This window comes from Nocardioides perillae (assembly GCF_013409425.1).
GTDB classification, from domain to species: Bacteria; Actinomycetota; Actinomycetes; order Propionibacteriales; family Nocardioidaceae; genus Nocardioides; species Nocardioides perillae.
Window position 1 is genome coordinate 527,686 of sequence record NZ_JACCAC010000001.1, and the last position, 19,699, is coordinate 547,384.

Sequence of the window (19,699 nt, forward strand, 5' to 3'; positions counted from 1 at the left end):
GGGGCTTCTCGCGCGGGTCAGGAGGGCGAGGGGCTCTCGCTGGGCAGCGGCAGGGTGGGCGACTCGGTGGGCGACGGCGACTCCGTCGGCGTGGGGGTCGGCGTGGGCGTCGGCTCCTCCAGGTTGGAGACCACCAGCGTCACGACGTCGCCCTGGTCGGCGGTCTCGCCGCCGTCGGGGTTCTGCCCGATGACGGTGCCGCTCGGCTGGTCGGTGTCGTTGCTGAAGACCACCTCGACGCGGAAGCCGGCATCCTCGAGGATGCTGCGGGCGCGGTCCTCCTGGCGCCCCACCACGTCGGGCACCTCCTCGGGCCCGTCGGAGTAGAAGACGGTCACCGTCGAGCCCTCGGGCACCGTCGTGCCTGCGGCGGGGTCGGTGCGGGTGACCCGGCCCTGGTCCTCGTCGGAGTCCTCCTCGCGCAGCCGCACCCGCAGGCCGGCGGCCTCGAGCTGCGCCCGGGCGTCGACGCGCTGCAGGCCGGTCACCGACGGCACCGCCAGCGTGGGCCGGCCGCTGGAGACGACGAAGGTGACGGTCGTGCCGGGGTCGACGAAGGTGTCGCGGTTGGGGTCCTGGCTGATGACCTGCCCCTCCGGCACGTTGGGGTCGGTCGCGAAGTCGGGCTGGCCGGCGACCAGGCCGGCCTCGACGATGAGCGCCTCGGCTCGGCCCTCGGTGAGGCCGACGAGGTTGGGCACCTGCACCTGCTCGGGCGGCGACTCGACGAGCCGCGGCAGCAGCACCGCGGCCAGCACCACGAGCGCGACGACCAGGAGCGCGACGACGGCGACGAGGCCGCCGCGGCGGCGGTCCTCCGCGGGCTCGGCCGTGCGCCCGGCGGCGGTGGGGACGACCGCGGTGGGCGCGGGGTCGGCGTACGACGGGGGGACCGGCGCGACCGCGGGCGCCTGCACCGGCCGCCCGGCGAGGTAGCGCTCGATGTCGGAGCGCATCGCGGCCGCGGACTGGTAGCGCTCCTCGACCCGCTTGGCGAGCGCCTTGACGACGATGGCGTCGAGCTCGGGCGGGATCTCGGTGTCGTGGTGCGACGGTGGCACGACCGGCTCGCGCACGTGCTGGTAGGCCACCGCGACCGGGCTGTCGCCGACGAACGGTGGGCGGCCGGTCAGCAGCTCGTAGAGCAGGCAGCCGGTGGAGTAGACGTCGGAGCGGGAGTCGACGGTCTCGCCGCGGGCCTGCTCGGGGGAGAGGTACTGCGCGGTGCCGACGACGGCGGCGGTCTGCGTCATCGAGGAGGCCGCGTCGCTGACGGCGCGGGCGATGCCGAAGTCCATCACCTTGACGTCGCCCGACGGCGTCAGCATCACGTTGCCGGGCTTGATGTCGCGGTGGATGATCCCCGAGCGGTGGCTGTAGTCGAGCGCCGAGAGCACGCCCGAGGTGATCTCGAGGGCCCGCTCGGGCAGGATCTTGCGACCCTCGCGCAGCACGTCGCGCAGCGTGCGGCCGGCGACGTGCTCCATCACGATGTAGGGCTGGGCGACGTCGGAGCCGTCGGTCGCCATCTCCTCGCCGGTGTCGTAGACCGCGACGATGGCGGGGTGGTTGAGCGAGGCCGAGCTCTGCGCCTCGCGGCGGAAGCGCGCCTGGAAGGTCGCGTCGCTGGCGAGGTCGGTGCGCAGCCGCTTCACCGCGACCGTGCGGCCCAGCCGCAGGTCCGTGCCCTTGCGCACCTCGGCCATGCCGCCGCGGCCGAGCAGCTCGCCGAGCTGGTAGCGCCCACCGACGAGGGGTCCGCCGGATCCCGGCTCGGTCATCGCTGGCCTCCTGCCGCGGTGCGGGCTGCGGGGGTCGTGGGGGCGGGCTCGGCGGCCGGCTCGCTGGGGGCGTCGGCCGGGGCGTCGCCCTCGGTCGCGGGGTCGGTCGGCTCCGTCGGCGCGGGAGCCTCGGTCGGCTCGGGGCTGGGGGTCGGCTCCGGGGTGGGTGCCGGCTCCTGCGGCTCCTCCTCGTCCGGCTCCTCCTCGTCGGGCTCCTCGACGGGGTCGGGCTCCGGGCCCCAGTAGGACACCGTCACCCGGTCGCCCTCCTCGAGGTCACCGGCCGGGTCGACGGCGGTGACGATCCCGGGCTCCTCGCCGCCGGGGTTGTCGACCTCGTCCTCGCGGACCTCGAGGCCGAGCGAGCGCAGGTCGGCGACGACCTCGTCGAGCGGGCGGCCGACGTAGTCGTCGGGGTCGACCAGCACGCTCGTGTCCTCCGACGCCGTGGCCGTGGGCGAGGGGCGCTCGGTCGGCCCGGCGGTGGTCGGGGCGTCGGTCGGCTCGTCGTCGTCGCCGCGACCGGCGAGCAGCAGCGCGGCCACCGCAGCCGCGACGACGAGCAGGAGCACGAGGGCCACCACCGCCGTACGCCGGCCCGCACCGTCACCGGGTCGCTCACCGGGTCCCTCACCGGAACCGGCGCCGCGGCCGCCACCCAGCGGCGTCGCGCCGGTGCTCGCCGCGCCCGGCACCACGGCGGTCGGCGCGGTGCCGGCCGCGGCGGGGCCCACGGCACCCGCCACGCCGGCGCCCACGGCACCCGCGCCCGCCGCGCCGGCGACGAGGCCGGGCACGACACGGGTGCGGTCGTCGTCGGGGCCGCCGGCCACGATCGCCGTCGCGGCGGTGGCCGGGTCGCGCAGGGCGGCCGCCAGTGCGGCGCCGTCGGCGAAGCGGTCGGCGGGGTCCTTCGCCAGGCAGGTGCGCACGACGGTGGCGAGGTCGGCGGGCACCGCGGCCGGGAGGTCGGGCACGGGCTCGCGCACGTGCGCCAGCGCGGCCGCGACGGGTGTGGGGCCGTCGAAGGGGCGCCGACCCGCCAGGCACTCGAAGGCCACCACGCCGAGGGAGTAGACGTCGGAGGCGGGGGAGGCGGGCGCGCCCTGCGCCTGCTCGGGGGAGAAGTACTGCGGTGTGCCCATGACCTGGCCGGTCTGGGTCAGCGCCATGCCCTCGGCGGCGCGGGCGATGCCGAAGTCGGTGATCTTCACCTGCCGGTCGGGGGTGACGAGCAGGTTGGCGGGCTTCACGTCGCGGTGCACGATGCCCGCGGCGTGGGCCGCGCCGATCGCGTCGGCCGCCTGCGCCAGCAGCCCGGTGACGGCGGTCGCGGCCATCGGCTGGCCCGGGCGCAGCAGCGCCGAGAGCGGCTGGCCGTCCACCAGCTCCATGACGAGGTAGGGGCGCGGCACGCCGGAGCCGTCGTCGGCCGCGGTCTCGCCGAAGTCGTAGACCGCGGCGACGTGGGGGTGGTGCAGCGCGGCGGCGTGGCGGGCCTCGGTCTCGAAGCGGGCGCGGAACGTCGCGTCGTCGGCGTACTCGGGCTTGAGCAGCTTGACCGCGACCGCACGGTCGAGCACGGTGTCGCGCGCGCGCCAGACCTCGCCCATGCCGCCGGTGGCGATGCGCGACTCGAGCGCGTAGCGACCGGCGGGGTCCACCGTGCGCGGGCCTGCGGGGGTCGTCACCGGTTGACCACCGCCTCCATGACCGCCTTGGCGATCGGGCCGCCGAGCGCGCCACCGGCGATCTCGTCGCGCGCGACGTCGGTCGACTCCACCAGCACCGCGACCGCGACCTGGGGGTCGTCGGCGGGGGCGAAGGAGACGAACCACGCGTAGGGCGGCCGCTCGGGCGTGCTCTGCGCGGTGCCGGTCTTGCCCGCGACGTCGACCCCGGGGATCTGCGCCGGGGTGGCGGTGCCGCTCGACACGGTGGCGACCATCATCTCGGTGAGCGCCTCGGCGGTCGCCGGCGACGTGGCGCGGGAGAGCTCGGTCGGCTCGGTGCGCTCGAGCACGTCGAGGTCGGGGGAGGTCACCTCGTCGACGAGGTAGGGCTTCATGACCACCCCGTCGTTGGCGATGCCGGCGGCCACCATCGCCATCTGCAGCGGGGTCGCGGCGACGTCGGACTGCCCGATGCCGGCCAGCGCGGTCTGGGCCTGGTCGAGGTCGCCGGGGAAGCGGGACTCGGCCTGGGCCGGCAACGCGTCGAGGTACTCGGCGTTGAAGCCGAACGCCTCGGCCTGGTCCTGCAGCGCCTCGACCCCCAGCTCGTCGGCCATGGCGAGGAAGGTGGTGTTGCAGGAGTTGGCGACCGCCTGGGTGAAGGAGACGGTCTCGGAGCCGCACGAGCGGCCGCCGTTGTCGAGCAGGCCGGTCGGGCCGCTGGTCAGCGGCAGCTGGTAGGTGTCGCCGCCCGGCACCTGGTCGCCGAGCTCGTAGAGGCCCTCCTCGAGCGCCGCCGCTGCCGTCACGAGCTTGAAGGTCGAGCCGGGCGGCAGGGTGGTCTGGATCGCGCGGTTGAGCAGCGGCTGGTCCTCGCGGGCCTCGAGCTCCTCGTAGGCCTGCGTCACCGCACCGAGGTCGTGGCTGGCCAGCCGGTTGGGGTCGAAGCTGGGCGAGGAGACCATCGCCAGCACCTTGCCGGTGCCGGGCTCGAGCGCCACCACGGCGCCCTGCGTGTCCTCACCGAGCGCGCGCAACCCGTCGTACGCCGCCACCTGGGCGTCGCGGACGAGGGTCGTCTGCACGTTGCCGCCCTGGGGGTCGGCCTGCGTCAGCAGGTCGGCCAGGCGGGTCACGAAGAGCCGGGAGTCGTCGCCGGAGAGGACCTCGTTCTGGCTGCGCTCGAGGGCGGTCTGGCTGTAGTAGGAGAAGTAGCCCGTGGTGTGGGCGTAGCGCAGCGGCTCGGGGTAGGTGCGCTGGAAGTCGAACTCGTCGTCCGACGGCACGCTCTCGGCGATCGGGTCGCGCCCGGCGAGGATCGCGCCGCGCTCGCGGGAGAAGGCGGCGACGACGACGCGGCGGTTGCGGTCGTCGGCGTTGAGCTCGTCGGCCTGGACGTACTGCAGCACCGTCACGTTGACGAGCAGCGCCACGAAGAGCAGCAGGGTGAAGAGCGAGAGCGTGCGGATGGGCTTGTTCACGCGCGCACCGCCTTGACGACCTGGGTGGCCTCGTCGTCGCCGGAGCCGACCGGGTCGGAGAGGTCGGGCACGGGGCGGCGGGCCTGGTCGGAGATGCGCAGCAGCAGCGCCACGATCACCCAGTTGGCCACCAGCGACGACCCGCCGTAGGACAGGAACGGGGTGGTGAGGCCGGTCAGCGGGATCAGCCGGGTGACGCCGCCGATGACCACGAAGACCTGCACCGCGAAGACGAGCGCGAGGCCGGTGGCGACCAGCTTGCCGAAGGCGTCGCGGCACACCAGCGCCGCGCGCAGGCCGCGCTCGACGATGAGCCCGTAGCAGAGGATCACGGCCATCACGCCGGTGAGCCCGAGCTCCTCGCCGAGGGCGGCGAGCACGAAGTCGGACTCCGCGAAGGGCACCCGCTCGGGGCTGCCCTCGCCGAAGCCGCGGCCGAGCAGCCCGCCCCACGCCATGCCGAACATCGCCTCGACCGGCTGGAAGGCGGTGTCGTCGGTGCCGGGACCGTAGTGGTCGAAGGGGTTGAGCCACACGTCGAAGCGCCGGCGCACGTGACCGAAGGCCTGGTAGCCGAAGAACGCGCCCACGGCGAAGAGCCCGCCGCCGACGACCAGCCAGCCGGCCCGCTCGGTCGCGACGTAGAGCATGACGAGGAAGAGCCCGAAGAACAGCAGCGACGAGCCGAGGTCGCGCTGGAAGACCAGCACGCCCAGGCTCACCAGCCACATGGCGAGGATCGGCCCGAGGTCGCGCCCGCGCGGCAGGTCGACGAAGAGCACCCGCCGCCCGGCCAGCGCGAGGGCGTCGCGGTGCAGCACGAGGTAGCCCGCGAAGGTGACGACCAGCAGGACCTTGGCGACCTCGCCGGGCTGGAAGGAGAAGCCCGCGACGTTGATCCAGATGCGGGCGCCGCGCACCTCGTTGCCGATGACCGGCAGCAGCGGCAGCAGCAGCAGCACGATCGCGGCCAGGCCGGAGGTGTAGGTGAAGCGCTGCAGGACCCGGTGGTCGCGCAGCAGCAGCAGGGTGCCGGCGAAGAGCAGGACGCCGAGCGTCATCCAGACCAGCTGCTTGGCCGCGTCGGAGCTGTCGGTCGCGAGGTCGAGGCGGTGGATCACCGCGAGCCCCAGCCCGTTGAGCGCGCCGACGACCGGCAGCAGCACGGGATCGGCGTACGGCGCGGTGAACCGGACCAGCACGTGGGCGCCGACCAGCAGCGCCGTCAGCGCCCCGCCGTAGCCGAGGACGTCGGTCGGCACCTCGCCCTCGACCCCGATGCCGACGGCGACGTAGGCGCCGATGCCCACCGCGAGGGCGAGCACGAGCAGGAAGAGCTCGGCGCCGCGGCGGCGACGGTGCACGAAGCCCAGGACGCCGGACTGCGCCGGCACGGCGGACGTGGCGCTCACGGGGTGGCCTCCTCGCTGGGCTCGGCGGTGGGCTCGGCGGTGGGCTCGGTGGTGGGCTCGGTGGTCGTCCCGGTGGCGGGCTGGTCGGCCGGCTCGGGCTCCTGGCGGGCGGCCAGCCGCTCGACGGTGGCGCGGGCGCCGGCGAGGCTGTCGGACTCGATGCCGGCGCGCACCATGTCGGCGTCGAAGCCCGAGAGCCGGTCGAGGTCGACGTCGTAGGTCTCGCGCACCGAGGACAGCTCGAGGCCGAGGAGGTCGGCGTTGAGGCCGCGGAAGATCGCGACCTGGCCGTCGACCTCGGCGACGTAGTGCTGGCGCTGGCTCCAGGCCCACGCCGCCGCGGCGGCGACCCAGACCAGGCCGGCGAGCAGGCAGAGCACGAGGGCCCGGCGCACCCAGGTGAAGCGGCGCGGGGGGCGCGGGGCGTAGCGCGCGGCCTCGGGGTCGAGCGGGTCGGCGGGGATGGCGTACTCGACGTGGGGGGGCAGGTCGGCCGGGACGGGCGGCTGCTCGGGCACCTCGCCGGGGCGGTGGGTGCGGAAGAGGCCGGTGCGGGGGCCGCCGCGGCGCGGCAGGTCGGCGGCCGCGCCGACGAGCAGCGGCTGCAGGTCGGGGGAGAGCCGGGAGGGGTCGTCGGTGACGTCGGCGACCACGCAGGTGACGTTGTCGGTGCTGCCGGCCTCGAGGCTCTCGCGCACGAGCTCGACGGCGGCGAAGTCGGGGGTGCCCTGGGCCAGCAGGGCGGCGATGCGGTCGTCGTCGAGCGAGAGCACGCCGTCGGAGCACACCAGCACCCGGTCGCCGGGCTCGAGGTCGACCAGGAAGAGGTCGGGCTCGACGTCGTGGACCGCGTCGAGCGCGCGCAGGATGAGGTTGCGGTGGGGGTGGGTGCGGGCCTCGGCGGGCGTGATGCGGCCCTCGTCGATGAGGCTCTGCACGAAGGTGTGGTCCTGGGTGATCTGCGTCAGCGTGCCCGCGCGCAGGAGGTAGGCCCGGCTGTCGCCGACGTGGCCGACCCCGAGGCGGTGGCCGTCGAAGAGCGCCACGGTGGCGGTGGTCGAGGTGCCGTTGAGCTCGGGGTCGTCGTCGACGAGCTCGGCGATGCGGTCGTGCGCGCGGTGCAGGGCACCGGCGACGAGGGCGAGCAGGTCGGCCCCGGCCGGGTCGGCGTCGAGGCGCCGCAGCTGCCCGACGGCCGTCGACGAGGCGACGTCGCCGCGTGCGGCACCGCCGACGCCGTCGCAGACGGTCAGCAGCCAGGGTCCGGCGTAACCGCTGTCCTGGTTGTCCTTGCGGACGCGACCGACGTCGGAGAGCGCCGACCAGTCGAGCAGCAGGCCACCGGCGACGGGGAGCGTGCCGGTGTCCTGGTCGTCGGCCTCCGGCGTGCCGGGCGTGGGCGCGCCGGGCGTCACCGCGCGGCCCCGGGCGCCTGGGGGTGCCGGACCGGTCCGGGGGTCACTTGCGCAGCTCCAGCACCGTCTTGCCGATGCGCACCTGGGTGCCCATCGTGATCGCGGTGGGCTGGGTGATGCGGGCGCTCCCGACGTAGGTGCCGTTGGTGGAGCCGAGGTCCTCGACGAACCACTGGTCACCGCTGGCCACGACCCGCGCGTGGCGGGTGGAGACGTAGTCGTCGTCGAGGCGGATCGCCGCGTCGGTGCCGCGGCCGACGAGGATCGGCGCCTCAGACAGCTCGGCGCGGTCGCCGGTGTTGGCGCCCTCGACCACCAGCACGTGGGTGGGAGAGCCGCGGCGGCGCGGCGGCTTGGCGGTGGCCTGCCGCTGCCCGCCCCGCGGCGCGGAGCCGGCCCGCTCCGCCTGCGGCACGCGGGCGCCGAACATGTCGGAGCGGATCACCGAGATCGCCGACAGCACGAAGATCCACAGGATCGCGAGGTAGGCGAAGCGGACGAGGAAGAGGGTGAGCTCGCTCATCGGTGCGCCTCCCCGGTCGAGGCGCCCGAGCCGTCGGGGTCGGGCACGAGGCGGACGGTGAGGGTGGTGTTGCCGACCTTGACGACCGAGCCGTCGTCGAGCGGGGACTGCGCGACCTTCTGGCCGTCGACGACCACGCCGTTGGTCGAGCCGAGGTCGCGCACGGCGAGGCGCACGGTGCCGTCGGCGCCGCGGCTGACGCCGAACTCGGCGTGGCGCCGGCTCACGCCCGGGTCGTTGACCCGGATGTCGGCCTCGGTGCCGCGTCCCACGACGACGCCCGGCGGGTGCAGCGCGTGGGTGGTGCCGTTGACCTCGAGCACCGCGCGGGCCCGGCCGACCTGGGTGCGGGTGTCGTTGCCGCTGACCTTGGCCTCGGCGCGGCTGCGCACGCGGAAGCGCCCGGTCGTCAGGTCGGCGGCCTCCTCGAAGGCGATGCGCACCGGGCCCGGGAAGACGTAGGCCTGCTGGGCGGCGTGGTCGCGCAGGGCGTCGGTGAGCTCGGCGGCCATCGCGGAGTCGTAGGGCGCGAGTCGCTCGAGGTCGACGGGCGAGAGCTCGACGTGGAAGGAGTTGGGGACCAGGCGCCGGTCGCGGCTGAGGATCTGTGCGTTGTTGTCGAGCTCGCGCTGGAGCGCTGCGGAGATCTCGACCGGCTGCACGGCGCTGCGGAAGGCGCGGGCGAAGGCGCCGGAGATCGCCTGCTCGAGGCGGTTCTCGAACTTCTGGAACGCACCCACGCCTGTCCACCTCCCGTCTCGCTGCTCGTCGGCCCGCTCCGCGCCGCGTCGTGCCGCCCCGTGCGGGGCGTGCTGCGCGCAGCGGCAGGCGGACCTGAGTGTCGTGCCCGGTCGAAGGCCGATCGTAACGGGGCGCGGCTGCGGCCCCCGCTCCCCCCGCGGGCGGCACCGGTTTGGGCGCCGGGTCGGCGGTGGGATAGCCTCCCTCCTGCTTCACGCGCGAGTGGCGGAATAGGCAGACGCGCACGGTTCAGGTCCGTGTGCCCGAAAGGGCGTGGGGGTTCAACTCCCCCCTCGCGCACGTGAGTGGCCCCGGGGATGACCTGGGGCTTTACTCATTTCCGGAGTTAGCCTGAGCCCCCAAGGGCGCACGAAGGGTGCACCAGCCTCTACTCGGAGAGGTTTGGACGTGGCATACATCGAGAAGCGGCGCCGCACCGACGGCGGGATCTCGGCGCGCGTGAAGTGGCGCCTGGGAGGCACGCGGGACGGCGCGGTACAGCTCGAGGTCTTCAGCGCGGGCACCGACGCGCAGAACCTCGCCCGGGCCGAGGGCTTCAAGAAGATGGTGGACGCTGCCGGCCAGCGATGGCCAGACGGCTGGGTGAAGGGCGAGGGCTTCGTCCGACCAGCCAGCGAGGCAGATCCGCTCACTGAGCCGCCGCGTTTCGTCGACATCGGCGAGGAATACGTCCGCCAGATCGTCGACCTCTCGCCCGGCCAGCGCAAGCGCTATCTGGGCCACCTCCGCGTGCTTGAAGTAACCAGGATCCGAGGATCGCTGATCTTCACCAAGCCGGTCACGGCGATCAGCGAGGCAGACCTCAAGGACTGGTTGATCGACTGGGACCGGTCCCTCAAGACGAAGGCGAACTATCACGGCCTGATCCACGGAGTCTTCGGATACGCAGTCAAGCGCGGCTGGCTGTCGGCGAACCCTGCCGTCGGGACGGCCCCACGGATGTCCAGGGTGAAGCAGTCACGACCGGAGCTGCGGTTCCTTACGGAACGAGAACTGCAGCGTGCGGTCGAGCTGGCCGGACCCTACGCCGACCTCCTGACCGTGGCCGTGGGCACCGGCATGCGGTTCGGCGAACTCGGAGCTCTCTGGGTTTCCGATGTGGACCTCGAGCGCCGCACAGTCCGAATCAACAAGGCGTGGAAGCGCAACGGAGAGGACGATGCCACTGACGTTCCAGGGTGGCTCGCCAAGCTGTTGAAGCCCAAGCACACGATGCGCGACCACCACTTGGGCGTGCCCAAGACAACCAAGTCGCGCCGGACGATCACCATCTCGCCCGCCCTGTTCACCGTCTTGCGCAAGCGCATTGAAGGCAAGGCTGCTGATGACTTCGTGTTCGTTTCAAACGCTGGATACCCGCTGCACAACGGGGACTTCAGCACGCACGTGTGGCGAAAGCTGATGACGGCGCTCGAGGCCGAAGGCATTGCTCGATTCCGATTCCATGACCTGCGGCATACCCACGTCGCGTGGTTGGTGGCTGGCGGCGCGCCCTTGCCTCACATCCAGGCCCGGTTAGGGCATGAGTCGATCACGACGACGATCGACACCTATGGCCACCTGCTCCCAGCTGGTGACGAACTCATCTCCGGCATCATCGACACTGCATTGACCGGAGGGACGATCCGCCCCGGCCCTGGATCGTCGATGGGAAAGAAGGGCAAGGGAAAGAAGTCCGAGAAGCGCACCAAGCCGGCTCGGGATCAGGGCGTGTCGCGTTCGGTGGAGAAAGAGGCCGCGACATGAGGGCGGTTGATGCCTTCACAGTCGAGGCCTTCACCGCGCCGCGGGCGTGCTGCCGTCTTTGCCGGAAGGACACTCGCGCCCTGCTCACAGCTTTGAGCGGCGACGGTTAGAGTTCGGCGGCCGGACAACGCTCAGCGTGTGAGGTGATGCGGAGACTGGCTGCTCGCCTGCGTCGATCAACTCATCGAGGTGTTCCGGACGGAATCGGATGTGCTTGCCGATCCGCGTGCAGCGCACCCTCCGCTCCCGAACAGCATCTGCCACCCACCTCGTCGGAACGTTGAGGTAGGTAGCCGCCTCCTCAACGGTGAGCAAGGGACGCCAACTCGATGCCTCGCTCACCGTCGGCCCCCTAGTTCACCGTCTCGAAGATCAATCGCGGCGGATCGTGGGGCGACCCAACGCCGCACCTCGTCGACCGTCGTATAGAGCCGGCCGGTGCCGTTGAACCTCCAGAACCGCGGGCCGATGCCTCGTGCCTGCCAGGAGCGCACCGTCCCCTGCGGCGTGCGAGCAAGAGAACAGAACTCCTCGATGGTCAGCAGCGCGCTGCCGTTCCAGTCGGCGGGAATGTCGATGGGCTGCAAGAGACTGCTCCTCTCAGTGTCCGGACGGTCTCCTAAGTCCGGGCAGCCCCCTGCGGCGATCAAGTCCGGCCAACTTGCACGAGAACAGAGCGGCGCGAGGAGGTCGGTCCCGGGTCGGTAGCCCGGAGGGCAGCAGTCCTCAGGACGCAGTCAGATCAGAAGGCGCAAGCCCACAGCAGTTGGGCGGTAGGGTTCGTCGCTGATGGTTTCCGGTCTTGACCCCTCACAACTGCGGGCTGCTCGCGAGAAGGCGGGTCTGACTCAGCATGAGTTGGCGCGTCTGGTCGGCGCGGCCGGGGGTGAACGCGTATCCCGGTGGGAGCTGGGCACGTCAGTTCCCCGCCCAGACTTCGTGGTCAAGCTCGCGCGGGCCCTCGACATCCCGCCGCATCGGCTGATCCACCTCGACGGCGACGTCTCGGATCTCAGGGCGCTACGGCTGCAGGCAGGGCTCACCGTTCTCGAACTCGCCGGGTCCGTGAACGTGGCTGTCCCGACGTACTACGCGTGGGAGCAAGGACGCTGGACTCGGCTACCCGGACCACAGTCGCTCGAAGGACTCGCGTCCGCACTCGGGGAGCCAGTGGAGCTTGTTGTCGCAGCATTCCGTGAAGCGCAACGGCAACGCCGCCGGAGCGAAACAGCCTCGGTCTAAACGTCTTCGTCGGGTCTGACCGATATCCACAGGGAGAAAACTCGTTCCGGGAGATCGGACGATTTTGTGGTCCCATGGACTCCGGATCGTTCGGAGGCGTTGATGCTCGGTCCCATCGGGGGGATTGAGCCGCGTAACCCTCTGGTCAGGACTGGGCGATGGCATCTCGGGATCGGTCACCTGTGGATATCGAGCGGAGCGATAGAACTGCACTAGTGTTGTTCTATCGAGTTGGGCTCGCGTTGATCGCTCCGGGCCCGTCTTGACACGTAGGTGATCGAGACACGAGAGGACTCGGGACCCATGCCGCAGAACACCGCTCAACCCCTGCCAGCCGAGACACCGCGCGCCACGGGCGCGATGCCCGCGCTTGACGGCCGTCCGCGACCGCGACCCAGGCGGCGCCGCCGGCCATGGGTGTTCGCCCTGTGCGTCGCCTTGGTTGTCGCCGGCGCCTTGGGAACGGCGTTCGTCTTCACGTCGGTCAACGACACCCGGGAGGTCCTCGTCGTCAGCCAGGACGTCAAGCGCGGCGAGATCATCGAGGCCGGCGACCTCTCGGTGGTTCGGGTGAGCGTCGATCCCGCGCTGACGCCGCTTCCTGGCAGTCAGAAGGCTGAGCTTGAGGGCAACCGCGCTGCGGTAGACCTGTGGGCCGGCACCCTGCTCACTGAGCAGGCCGTCACCGACAGTCTGGTTCCGGGGGAAGGGGAGTCCCTCGTGGGCATCAGCCTCACTCCCGGCCAGATGCCCTCGGAGCCGCTCTATGGCGGCGACGTCGTCCGGATCGTCACCACCCCCGGTGATCAGGGCGAGGTCACCGACAAGGACCCGGTCACCGTCGAGGCAATCGTCGTTGGTGTTAGCCGGGTTGAGGAGACAGGGGAGACCGTCGTCGACGTCTCGGTGCCCGAGGGTGATGCTGCCGACCTGGCTGCCCGTGCCGCCACCGGACGGGTTGCTCTCGTTCTGGACGCCCGGGAGCGCTGAGGCATGGCGCTGATCGTCCTGGCATCCGGAAGCGGTTCGCCTGGTGTCTCGACCACGGCGCTCGGGCTCACCCTCAACTGGCATCGCCCGGCGCTCCTGGTCGACGCCGACCCGACCGGTTCCTCCTCGGTCTTCGCCGGCTTCTTCCATGGCACCCAGGAGCCGACCGGCGGGCTGATCAACCTTGCCCTCTCCCTGCGCGACGGAACGCTGGCCGACGCCCTACCGCGCGAGACGCTGCTGCTGGACCCCGAGGCACCGGCCGAGCGCTCGGCGTGGTTCCTGCCCGGCATCCGGGCCCACGACCAGGCGCCCAGCCTTCTACCGCTGTGGGACCCGCTCACCGAGCAGTTGCGCGCTCTGGAGCGCAACGGCCACGACGTCATCGTCGACGCCGGCCGGCTCGGCCTGGCCGGCTGGCCCCAGCCGCTGATCGCCGCCTCCGACCTGACCCTGCTGGTCACCCGCAGCTCGCTTCCGGCCTTGGCCGGCGCCACCAGCTGGGCCAAGACCCTGCGCGCCCAGTTCGCCGGGGTCGGTGGCCTGTCTCGGCTCGGGGTCCTCGTCGTCGACGAGGAACGACGCTGGCCCGCGATGCCCACCGGCGCTCGAGTCCGGCCCTATAGCGCCCGCCACATCGCCAAGGCCCTGCAGATCCCCGTCGTTGCGTCGGTGGAGTGGGAGCCCGAGGTGGCCGAGGTCTACTCCCACGGCGCGCGCAAGCCCCGCAAGTTCGAATCCTCCGGGCTGCTGCGCGGCTACCGGGCCAGCGCCGCGGCCATCCAGTCCATCCTCGGCGCCAACCAGGCCGCCCTCGCTCCCACGAACGGAGGCCACGCATGAGCACCAACGGACACCACCCGGACACCAACGGCCGAGACCCGCTGCGCGCCGACGAGTGGCTCGAGGCCCGCCATGCCGCGAGCCGGGAGCAGACCTCGCCCTTCGCCCGCGGCCGCAGCACCAACTGCACCCCGCCGCCCCCGCCGTCGGTCGTCGAGGACCACGACCCGACCTCCCTGCCGATCTTCGCCGGCGCCTGGTCCAGCGAGCAGGAGCTTCCTGGCCGTGCTCGCTCGGAGTTCAGTCTGCGCCCGCTCGTGGCGCCCGCACCGGAGGAGCACCAGCACAACGTCCCCGGCGCGGACGGCCGGGTCGAACTGGACTGGGAGCTGATCGCGCAGTACCGCGCGGAGATCTCCTCGCGACTGACCGCCCGGCTCGACAAGGAAGGTGGCCGGGTCACCGACGAGGACCGCGAGCAGATGGGCCTCGACGTCATCGAGGAGCTCATCAAGTCCGAGGCCGAGACGCTGGTCTCCACCGGCCGGCCCCCGTGGACTAAGGACCAGGAGAAGGCGCTCAAGTCCGCCCTTCACGCCGCCCTGTTCGGGCTCGGCCGCCTGCAGCCCCTGGTCGAGCGCGAGGACGTCGAGAACATCATCGTCATCGCCCGCGGCCCGGTCTGCGCGGTGTGGCTGGAGCTCGTCGACGGCACCCTGGTCGAGGCCGACCCGATCGCCGACTCCGAGGACGAGCTGCGCGAGTTCCTCGCCGACCTCGGCGCCCGACAGAACCGGCCCTTCACCGAGGCCCGCCCGCACCTGGACCTCCGGCTGCCCGGGGGAGCGCGGCTCGCTGCCGGCTCCTGGGTGATGGCCTACACCTCGGTCGTGATCCGCCGCCACGGCATGCGCGAGGTCTCCATGGACGAGATGGTCTACGACCGGAAGGCCTGCACCGCGGTCCTGGCCGACTTCCTCGCCGCCTGCGTGCGGGCCGGCAAGAGCATCGTCGTCTCCGGCGTCCAGGGCTCCGGCAAGACCACCTGGGTCCGCGCCCTGTGCTCGTGCATCCCGCCCTGGGAGATGATCGGCACCTTCGAGACCGAGTTCGAGCTGCACCTGCACGAGCTTGTCGACCGGCACAAGATCGTCCACGCCTGGGAGCACCGCCCCGGATCCGGCGAAGTCGGCATCGACGGCCGCCAGGCCGGTGAGTTCAGCCTCGAGGAGGCCATCCACCACTCCTTCCGGTTCAACCTCGCCCGCCAGATCGTCGGCGAGGTCCGCGGCCCGGAGGTCTGGAACATGCTCAAGGCTATGGAGTCCGGCCCGGGCTCGATCAGCACCACCCACGCCCGCAGCGCCGAGCACACCATCGAGAAGCTCGTCTCCTGCGCCATGGAGAAGGGCCCCCAGGTCACCCGCGAGCTCGCGATCAGCAAGCTCGCCGCCGCCATCGACATCGTGATGTACCTGCGCTCCGAGGTCGTCCCCAACGGCGACGGCACCTTCCGCAAGCAGCGCTGGGTCGAGGAGGTCCTGGTCGTCCAGCCGAGCATCGACGCAGCCCGCGGGTACGCCACCACCCCGATCTTCGCGCCCAACCAGCTCGGCCAGGCCGTCGCGACCGGCAAGCTCGACAACTTCCTCGCCCAGGAGCTGGCACGCCACGGATTCGACCTCGAGGCGTACAAGGCCGAGTCCCAGGCCAACCCGGGGGTGGCCACCTCATGAGCACCGCGTTCCTGCCCGCCGTCTTCGGCGCCCTCATCGTCAGCGGCCTGATCGGCATGGTCTACGCGATGATCCCGGCGCCGCCCAAGCCGCCGAAGCCAGCCCGGACCACCACCCCGTTCGGACGGCTCGGAAGCTGGTTCGTCCGGCTCGACCGGCGTACCCGGATGCTCATGATCGGCGGGGCCGTGGCCGGCCTCCTGGTCGCGCTGGTGACCGGCTGGGTGATCGCCATCGTCCTCGTCCCGGCCGCGATCGTAGGCATCCCGCCATCCGCACCGCGCGCTCACGCAGCTCGGTCGGGTACTTCGAGGGACGTGCCATGAGAGTGATCCTTCCAACGAATCAGCTCTCCGGACTCGCCGGGGCGGTTCAATCCGACCATGTGGTGACGGTTGAGTGCACGGACGAATCTCCGGCTCCGAAATTGCGAGCCCCTGTCCGTGTGCACGATGCAGCCGACCACGCCGCCGCGCCTGGCGACCGCGTTGTTGAGCGCCGCGACCGCGAGCCGGGACTTCATCCTCGAGTCGATCGAATAGCCCACGATCCGGTTGGAGTAGACGTCCTTGAACGCGCAGAGGTAGAGTTTGCCTTCGCCGGTGCGGTGTTCGGTGATGTCGCCGATCCACAGCTCGTTCGGCCCATCGGCATTGAACTCGTGCCGGATCACGCCGTGCTTGTCGACGGTGGCGCACAGGTCGTCGTGGACCGGTGGGCCGGGCCTCTTCGCCTTCCCGCGCTTGGGCTTGCCGAACGCGCTCCACCAGCCCATGTCCGAGCAGATCCGCCACGCGGTCCGCTCCGCCATAGGCTCGCCGTCTTCGCGTGCCTCGTCGACCAGGAACTGGTAGCCGAACTCGGGATCGTCACGGTGGGCGTCGAACAGCGCATTGGCGCGGTAGGCCTCCTCCAGCTCGGCGTCGGTGACCGGACGCTGGAGCCAGCGGTAGTAGGGCTGACGCGCGATCTTGAGCACCCGGCACGTCACCGTAACGGGGATCCCGTCCACGGCCAGCTCGCGGACGAGCGGGTACATCATTTTCCCGGCAGGTTCGCCTGCGACAGATAGGCCGCCGCGCGGCGCAGCACCTCGTTCTCCTGCTCCAGCAGCCGGATCCTCTTCCTCGCCTCACGAAGTTCGGCGCTCTCGGCAGCGGTCGTCCCCGGCTTCACGCCATCCTCGACGTCTGCGGTCTTCATCCAGTTCGTCAGGCACGACTCGCTGATGCCGAAGTCGGCAGCGATCTGCTTGAGGTGGACTCCCGGCTCACGGTTCCTCGCGACGCGAACGACGTCGTCGCGGAACTCCTTGGGGTACGGCTTCGGCACAGTGCACATCCTTCCAGCGGCACCTCTCGGCACCACAGATCAGATGTCACCTATTCGTGCAGCAGTCCCCAATCAAGGCTTGGCGTGGAGGCCGTTTCGCTCCGAGTTGGTCCTTCCATTTCGGCCTGGTTCTCGCGGGGTGGGGGATCTTCAACCTGTTGGAGGGCATCGTCAATCATCACCTGCTCGGTGTTCACCATGTGCGCGACGACATCGGCGCCCCACTGTCGTGGGATCTCGGGTTCCTAGCGTTCGGCGTGCCACTGGTCATCAGTGGGTGGCTGCTGCACAAGCGCGGTTCAGCGGTGATGGAGCGACGGGCACGAGCAGTGGCACGCCGAGCCTCGGTCGGCAGCTGAAGAGGAACTGCGTGTGGCTGTCGCCCGCGCCGGACCTTCCGCCGACCTGCGCTACTCCAGGGGCAGGGACAGGTAGCCGCGGATGGGGCCAGAGCGGAGTCGAACGGCCGAATCCAGGTCGACTTCCCAGTCCGGTTGGCGGGCGAGGAGTGCCTGCAGCGCGATGCGCGCTTCGAGCCGCGCCAGCGCCGCGCCGAGACAGAAGTGGATCCCACGTCCAAACGCGACCTGCCGTTCGGGAGCGCGATGGAGGTCGAAGTGGTCGGCGTCTGAGAATGCCTGGTCGTCTCGGTTGGCGGAGCCGAAGAGCAGCAGCACGGTTTCGCCAGTCGCCATGTGTTGTCCGTGCACGTCGACCGGCCGGGTAAGGGTGCGCGACAGGCCCTGGACGGGGGAGTCGTAGCGGAGCAGCTCTTCGACGGCGCCGGGAACGAGTTCTGGGCGGTCCGCCAGTTGCCGGCGGCTATCGGGCTGCTGAGCGAGCACGACCGCGCTGTTGGAGAGCAGGTTCGTGGTGGTCTCGTGTCCGGCCACGAGCAGCAGCAGACAGAAGCCGAGGAGCTCATCCTCGCTGAGGCGTTCGCCGTCGGCGTCGGCCTGGACCAGCGCGCTCATGAGGTCGTCCTGAGGGCGCGCGCGTCGTTCAGCAAGAAACTCTGAGAAGTAGTCGTAGAGGGATGTGGCGGCCTCCAGACCGGGGCCGAACTCGCCACGGGCGGGGTTGGACTGTATGAGAGTGGTGGACCACGTGCGGAAACGGTCACGGTCTGCCCGCGGCACGCCCAGCATGTCGGCGATCACGATGGCCGGCAGCGGTCCGGAGAACCCAGAGACAAAGTCCCACCCATCCGACTTCGGTGAATCATCGAGCAGATCGTCCACGATGGAGTGGATGTGGGGTTCGAGTGCGGCGATTCGCCGGGGGGTGAACGCCTTGCTGACGATCTTGCGCAGCGCGGTGTGTCGCGGTGGGTCGGTCATGATGAGCATGGGCAAGAACAACTGGGTCATGTCCACCCCGGGAGGGGTCGGGAAGATCCCGGACGCAGAGGAGTAGGTCGCCGGGTCGGCGAGCGCCGCGCAGACGTCGACGTATCGGCTGAGCACCCAGGTGTTCGCCTGCTCCGACCAGTAGGCGGGGACTTCACTGCGCAGCTGCCGGTAGACCGGGTAAGGGTCAGCGATGATGTCGGGATCGAACGGGCTGTAGGTCAGCTGCTGGTTGCTCATCGGTATCTCCAGGTGGCTTCATCGTCTGCTTCGTTCCCAGGCGCCCTCGACGCCGCTCCACCTTCGAACGGCCGGATCTGGTGTGGCGTGTGGTTCGCCTGTGCAGTGCCGCGAGGGGCGCAACGGCAGGAGGCGGCGATCGGCCTGGGGCCGTGGACTATCAGACAACCCTCTCAGTTTCAACAATGAGTTTGTACTCTGAGTACAGCACACCCCGTCATGCAAGTCGAGACTCCTGGCGGCGCCAAAGTGTCGTCCGGTGCCGACTCAGCGCACCCCAGACGGAGGACTCACCCACGCCGCGCCGCTCGCCTCATGGCGAGGCCCAGAGCAGCGGTGATGACGATCAGGTCTTGGCTCAGCAGGGCGGTCGGCATTCCGAGGATCCGCTGGGGGATGCTGTGCTGGTCGTAGGGCGAGCTGCCGGGTATGAACCGGGTCAGGTTGAACGGCGCCGCCCAGCAGGGCGATCGGCAGCAGTGCCGCGCCGGTGACCAGCCGCTCCGAGGAGGGGTCGCGCGGCCGGCGACTGCGCAGCGGCCGGTCCGGGGGGGCGCGACCAGAATGTGATGTGCAGATCAGGCAATTTTGCCTGTTGGGCAAGTGCCTGGGAGGCTATGGTCGTGACCCAAGGCCTGAGGGAGAGGAAGCGTGCGGCGACGGCACAGGCGCTTGCCGAGGCTGCCTTTGGCCTGGCGAAGGAGCGCGGCCTGGACGGGTTCGTGATCGACGAGGTCGCAGAGTTGGCCGGCTACTCGCGTCGTACATTCGCGAACCACTACCCCTGCAAGGAAGCGGCGGTGGCATCGGTCGCCTACGCCGGTATTGAGGCTGCCGCCGACGCACTCGAGGACGTGTCGGATGGGCGCCCGTTACTGGACGCGGTCGAGGTCGTGCTGCGGCTGCAGTTGACGACAGCGGGGCTTTCCCGGATGCGGGAGGTGCTGGCGTTGGCGCGCGCGCATCTATCGTTGGCGCCTCACGTCTATCACGTCCAGCACCGGATGCGGTTGGAGGTCGAGGAGCGGGTGGCCGCCGTGGCGGCCGGACGCTATCCGGCTTCCTACCTCACCCTGTTGGTCGGCGCCGTCTACGGCATGGTCTCCACCGCGCTGGAGGGGCTCGTCGACGTCCGCCTTCCTGGCGATCCGCCGAGTCGCGACGCCGTGGAGTTCGACGAGTTCCTGACTGAGGTCTTCAATCACCTCCGTACCGGGTTCTGACCCGCACATCA

The 19,699-nt window shown here is 71.1% G+C and carries 20 protein-coding genes and 1 tRNA gene; 9 read left to right on the plus strand and 12 right to left on the minus strand.

The window, feature by feature from the left end; translation table 11 throughout:
• Nucleotides 1-17 precede the first annotated feature (17 nt).
• From pknB to BJ989_RS02515, 7 genes are read right to left on the minus strand one after another with little or no spacing between them, the layout of a single operon-like run.
• Complete coding sequence (pknB, locus tag BJ989_RS02485) at nt 18-1,781, minus strand: Stk1 family PASTA domain-containing Ser/Thr kinase (protein ID WP_179516861.1); 1,764 nt, start codon at nt 1,779-1,781, stop codon at nt 18-20.
• A complete protein-coding gene (locus BJ989_RS02490) occupies nt 1,778-3,472 on the minus strand; it encodes a protein kinase domain-containing protein (protein WP_179516862.1) in 1,695 nt (564 codons plus the stop codon). The genes pknB and BJ989_RS02490 overlap by 4 nt, the downstream gene beginning before the upstream one ends.
• Nucleotides 3,469-4,935, minus strand: a complete 1,467-nt coding sequence (locus tag BJ989_RS02495; RefSeq protein WP_179516863.1) for a penicillin-binding transpeptidase domain-containing protein — start codon at nt 4,933-4,935, stop codon at nt 3,469-3,471. The genes BJ989_RS02490 and BJ989_RS02495 overlap by 4 nt, the downstream gene beginning before the upstream one ends.
• Nucleotides 4,932-6,347, minus strand: coding sequence for an FtsW/RodA/SpoVE family cell cycle protein (locus BJ989_RS02500; RefSeq protein WP_343049025.1), 1,416 nt, complete (start codon nt 6,345-6,347; stop codon nt 4,932-4,934). Before BJ989_RS02500 ends, BJ989_RS02495 begins: the two co-directional genes overlap by 4 nt.
• Complete coding sequence (locus BJ989_RS02505) at nt 6,344-7,762, minus strand: PP2C family protein-serine/threonine phosphatase (RefSeq protein WP_343049027.1); 1,419 nt, start codon at nt 7,760-7,762, stop codon at nt 6,344-6,346. The genes BJ989_RS02500 and BJ989_RS02505 overlap by 4 nt, the downstream gene beginning before the upstream one ends.
• Nucleotides 7,763-7,805: 43 nt before the next feature.
• Nucleotides 7,806-8,285, minus strand: coding sequence for an FHA domain-containing protein FhaB/FipA (locus BJ989_RS02510; protein WP_179516864.1), 480 nt, complete (start codon nt 8,283-8,285; stop codon nt 7,806-7,808).
• Nucleotides 8,282-9,025, minus strand: coding sequence for an FhaA domain-containing protein (locus BJ989_RS02515; RefSeq protein ID WP_179516865.1), 744 nt, complete (start codon nt 9,023-9,025; stop codon nt 8,282-8,284). The genes BJ989_RS02510 and BJ989_RS02515 overlap by 4 nt, the downstream gene beginning before the upstream one ends.
• A 217-nt stretch (nt 9,026-9,242) precedes the next feature.
• On the opposite strand from BJ989_RS02515, the gene BJ989_RS02520 reads away from it, so the two are divergent.
• Nucleotides 9,243-9,326, plus strand: a tRNA-Leu gene (locus BJ989_RS02520).
• A gap of 108 nt (nt 9,327-9,434) precedes the next feature.
• A complete protein-coding gene (locus BJ989_RS18560) occupies nt 9,435-10,793 on the plus strand; it encodes a tyrosine-type recombinase/integrase (protein ID WP_179516866.1) in 1,359 nt (452 codons plus the stop codon).
• Nucleotides 10,794-10,877: 84 nt separating this feature from the next.
• On the opposite strand, the gene BJ989_RS18950 is transcribed toward BJ989_RS18560, so the two are convergent.
• Nucleotides 10,878-11,135, minus strand: a complete 258-nt coding sequence (locus BJ989_RS18950; protein WP_179516867.1) for a helix-turn-helix domain-containing protein — start codon at nt 11,133-11,135, stop codon at nt 10,878-10,880.
• Nucleotides 11,132-11,380: a hypothetical protein gene (locus BJ989_RS02535; protein WP_179516868.1), complete on the minus strand. Its 249-nt coding sequence runs from the start codon at nt 11,378-11,380 to the stop codon at nt 11,132-11,134. The genes BJ989_RS18950 and BJ989_RS02535 overlap by 4 nt, the downstream gene beginning before the upstream one ends.
• Before the next feature lie 202 nt (nt 11,381-11,582).
• Between BJ989_RS02535 and BJ989_RS18955 the strand changes: the two genes are divergently transcribed.
• The 5 genes from BJ989_RS18955 (at nt 11,583) to BJ989_RS02560 (ending at nt 15,870) form a co-directional block, all read left to right on the plus strand.
• Complete coding sequence (locus tag BJ989_RS18955; RefSeq protein WP_179516869.1) at nt 11,583-12,035, plus strand: helix-turn-helix transcriptional regulator; 453 nt, start codon at nt 11,583-11,585, stop codon at nt 12,033-12,035.
• Nucleotides 12,036-12,338: 303 nt separating this feature from the next.
• Nucleotides 12,339-13,025, plus strand: coding sequence for an SAF domain-containing protein (locus BJ989_RS02545; protein ID WP_242530422.1), 687 nt, complete (start codon nt 12,339-12,341; stop codon nt 13,023-13,025).
• 3 nt (nt 13,026-13,028) lie between these two features.
• Entirely contained in the window at nt 13,029-13,868 is an 840-nt protein-coding gene (locus tag BJ989_RS02550; RefSeq protein ID WP_179516870.1) for a MinD/ParA family ATP-binding protein, read from the plus strand.
• On the plus strand, nt 13,865-15,544 hold the full coding sequence (locus BJ989_RS02555) for a TadA family conjugal transfer-associated ATPase (RefSeq protein ID WP_179516871.1): 1,680 nt from the start codon (nt 13,865-13,867) through the stop codon (nt 15,542-15,544). Before BJ989_RS02550 ends, BJ989_RS02555 begins: the two co-directional genes overlap by 4 nt.
• Nucleotides 15,541-15,870, plus strand: coding sequence for a hypothetical protein (locus BJ989_RS02560; protein ID WP_179516872.1), 330 nt, complete (start codon nt 15,541-15,543; stop codon nt 15,868-15,870). The genes BJ989_RS02555 and BJ989_RS02560 overlap by 4 nt, the downstream gene beginning before the upstream one ends.
• Here BJ989_RS02560 and BJ989_RS18960 read toward each other — a convergent pair.
• A complete protein-coding gene (locus tag BJ989_RS18960) occupies nt 15,831-16,523 on the minus strand; it encodes a DDE-type integrase/transposase/recombinase (protein ID WP_179516873.1) in 693 nt (230 codons plus the stop codon). The two genes, BJ989_RS02560 and BJ989_RS18960, sit on opposite strands and share 40 nt — an antisense overlap.
• 59 nt (nt 16,524-16,582) lie before the next feature.
• Complete coding sequence (locus BJ989_RS18965) at nt 16,583-16,876, minus strand: transposase (protein WP_218848685.1); 294 nt, start codon at nt 16,874-16,876, stop codon at nt 16,583-16,585.
• Nucleotides 16,877-16,932: 56 nt separating this feature from the next.
• Here BJ989_RS18965 and BJ989_RS02575 point away from each other — a divergent pair, with 56 nt between their 5' ends.
• Nucleotides 16,933-17,235, plus strand: a complete 303-nt coding sequence (locus BJ989_RS02575; protein ID WP_218848686.1) for a DUF2243 domain-containing protein — start codon at nt 16,933-16,935, stop codon at nt 17,233-17,235.
• Between the two features lie 51 nt (nt 17,236-17,286).
• On the opposite strand, the gene BJ989_RS02580 is transcribed toward BJ989_RS02575, so the two are convergent.
• Nucleotides 17,287-18,465, minus strand: a complete 1,179-nt coding sequence (locus tag BJ989_RS02580) for a cytochrome P450 (RefSeq protein WP_179516874.1) — start codon at nt 18,463-18,465, stop codon at nt 17,287-17,289.
• Nucleotides 18,466-19,088: 623 nt separating this feature from the next.
• Here BJ989_RS02580 and BJ989_RS02585 point away from each other — a divergent pair.
• Nucleotides 19,089-19,688, plus strand: coding sequence for a TetR/AcrR family transcriptional regulator (locus BJ989_RS02585; RefSeq protein ID WP_179516875.1), 600 nt, complete (start codon nt 19,089-19,091; stop codon nt 19,686-19,688).
• The last annotated feature ends 11 nt before the right edge of the window (nt 19,689-19,699 follow it).

Excerpts from the sequence above, each read along its gene's own strand:
- pknB (WP_179516861.1), bottom strand. The coding sequence starts at position 1,781 with ATGACCGAGCCGGGATCCGGCGGACCCCTCGTCGGTGGGCGCTACCAG.
- BJ989_RS02510 (WP_179516864.1), bottom strand. The coding sequence starts at position 8,285 with ATGAGCGAGCTCACCCTCTTCCTCGTCCGCTTCGCCTACCTCGCGATC.
- BJ989_RS18955 (WP_179516869.1), top strand. The coding sequence starts at position 11,583 with ATGGTTTCCGGTCTTGACCCCTCACAACTGCGGGCTGCTCGCGAGAAG.
- BJ989_RS02545 (WP_242530422.1), top strand. The coding sequence starts at position 12,339 with ATGCCGCAGAACACCGCTCAACCCCTGCCAGCCGAGACACCGCGCGCC.
- BJ989_RS02550 (WP_179516870.1), top strand. The coding sequence starts at position 13,029 with ATGGCGCTGATCGTCCTGGCATCCGGAAGCGGTTCGCCTGGTGTCTCG.
- BJ989_RS02555 (WP_179516871.1), top strand. The coding sequence starts at position 13,865 with ATGAGCACCAACGGACACCACCCGGACACCAACGGCCGAGACCCGCTG.
- BJ989_RS02560 (WP_179516872.1), top strand. The coding sequence starts at position 15,541 with ATGAGCACCGCGTTCCTGCCCGCCGTCTTCGGCGCCCTCATCGTCAGC.
- BJ989_RS02580 (WP_179516874.1), bottom strand. The coding sequence starts at position 18,465 with ATGAGCAACCAGCAGCTGACCTACAGCCCGTTCGATCCCGACATCATC.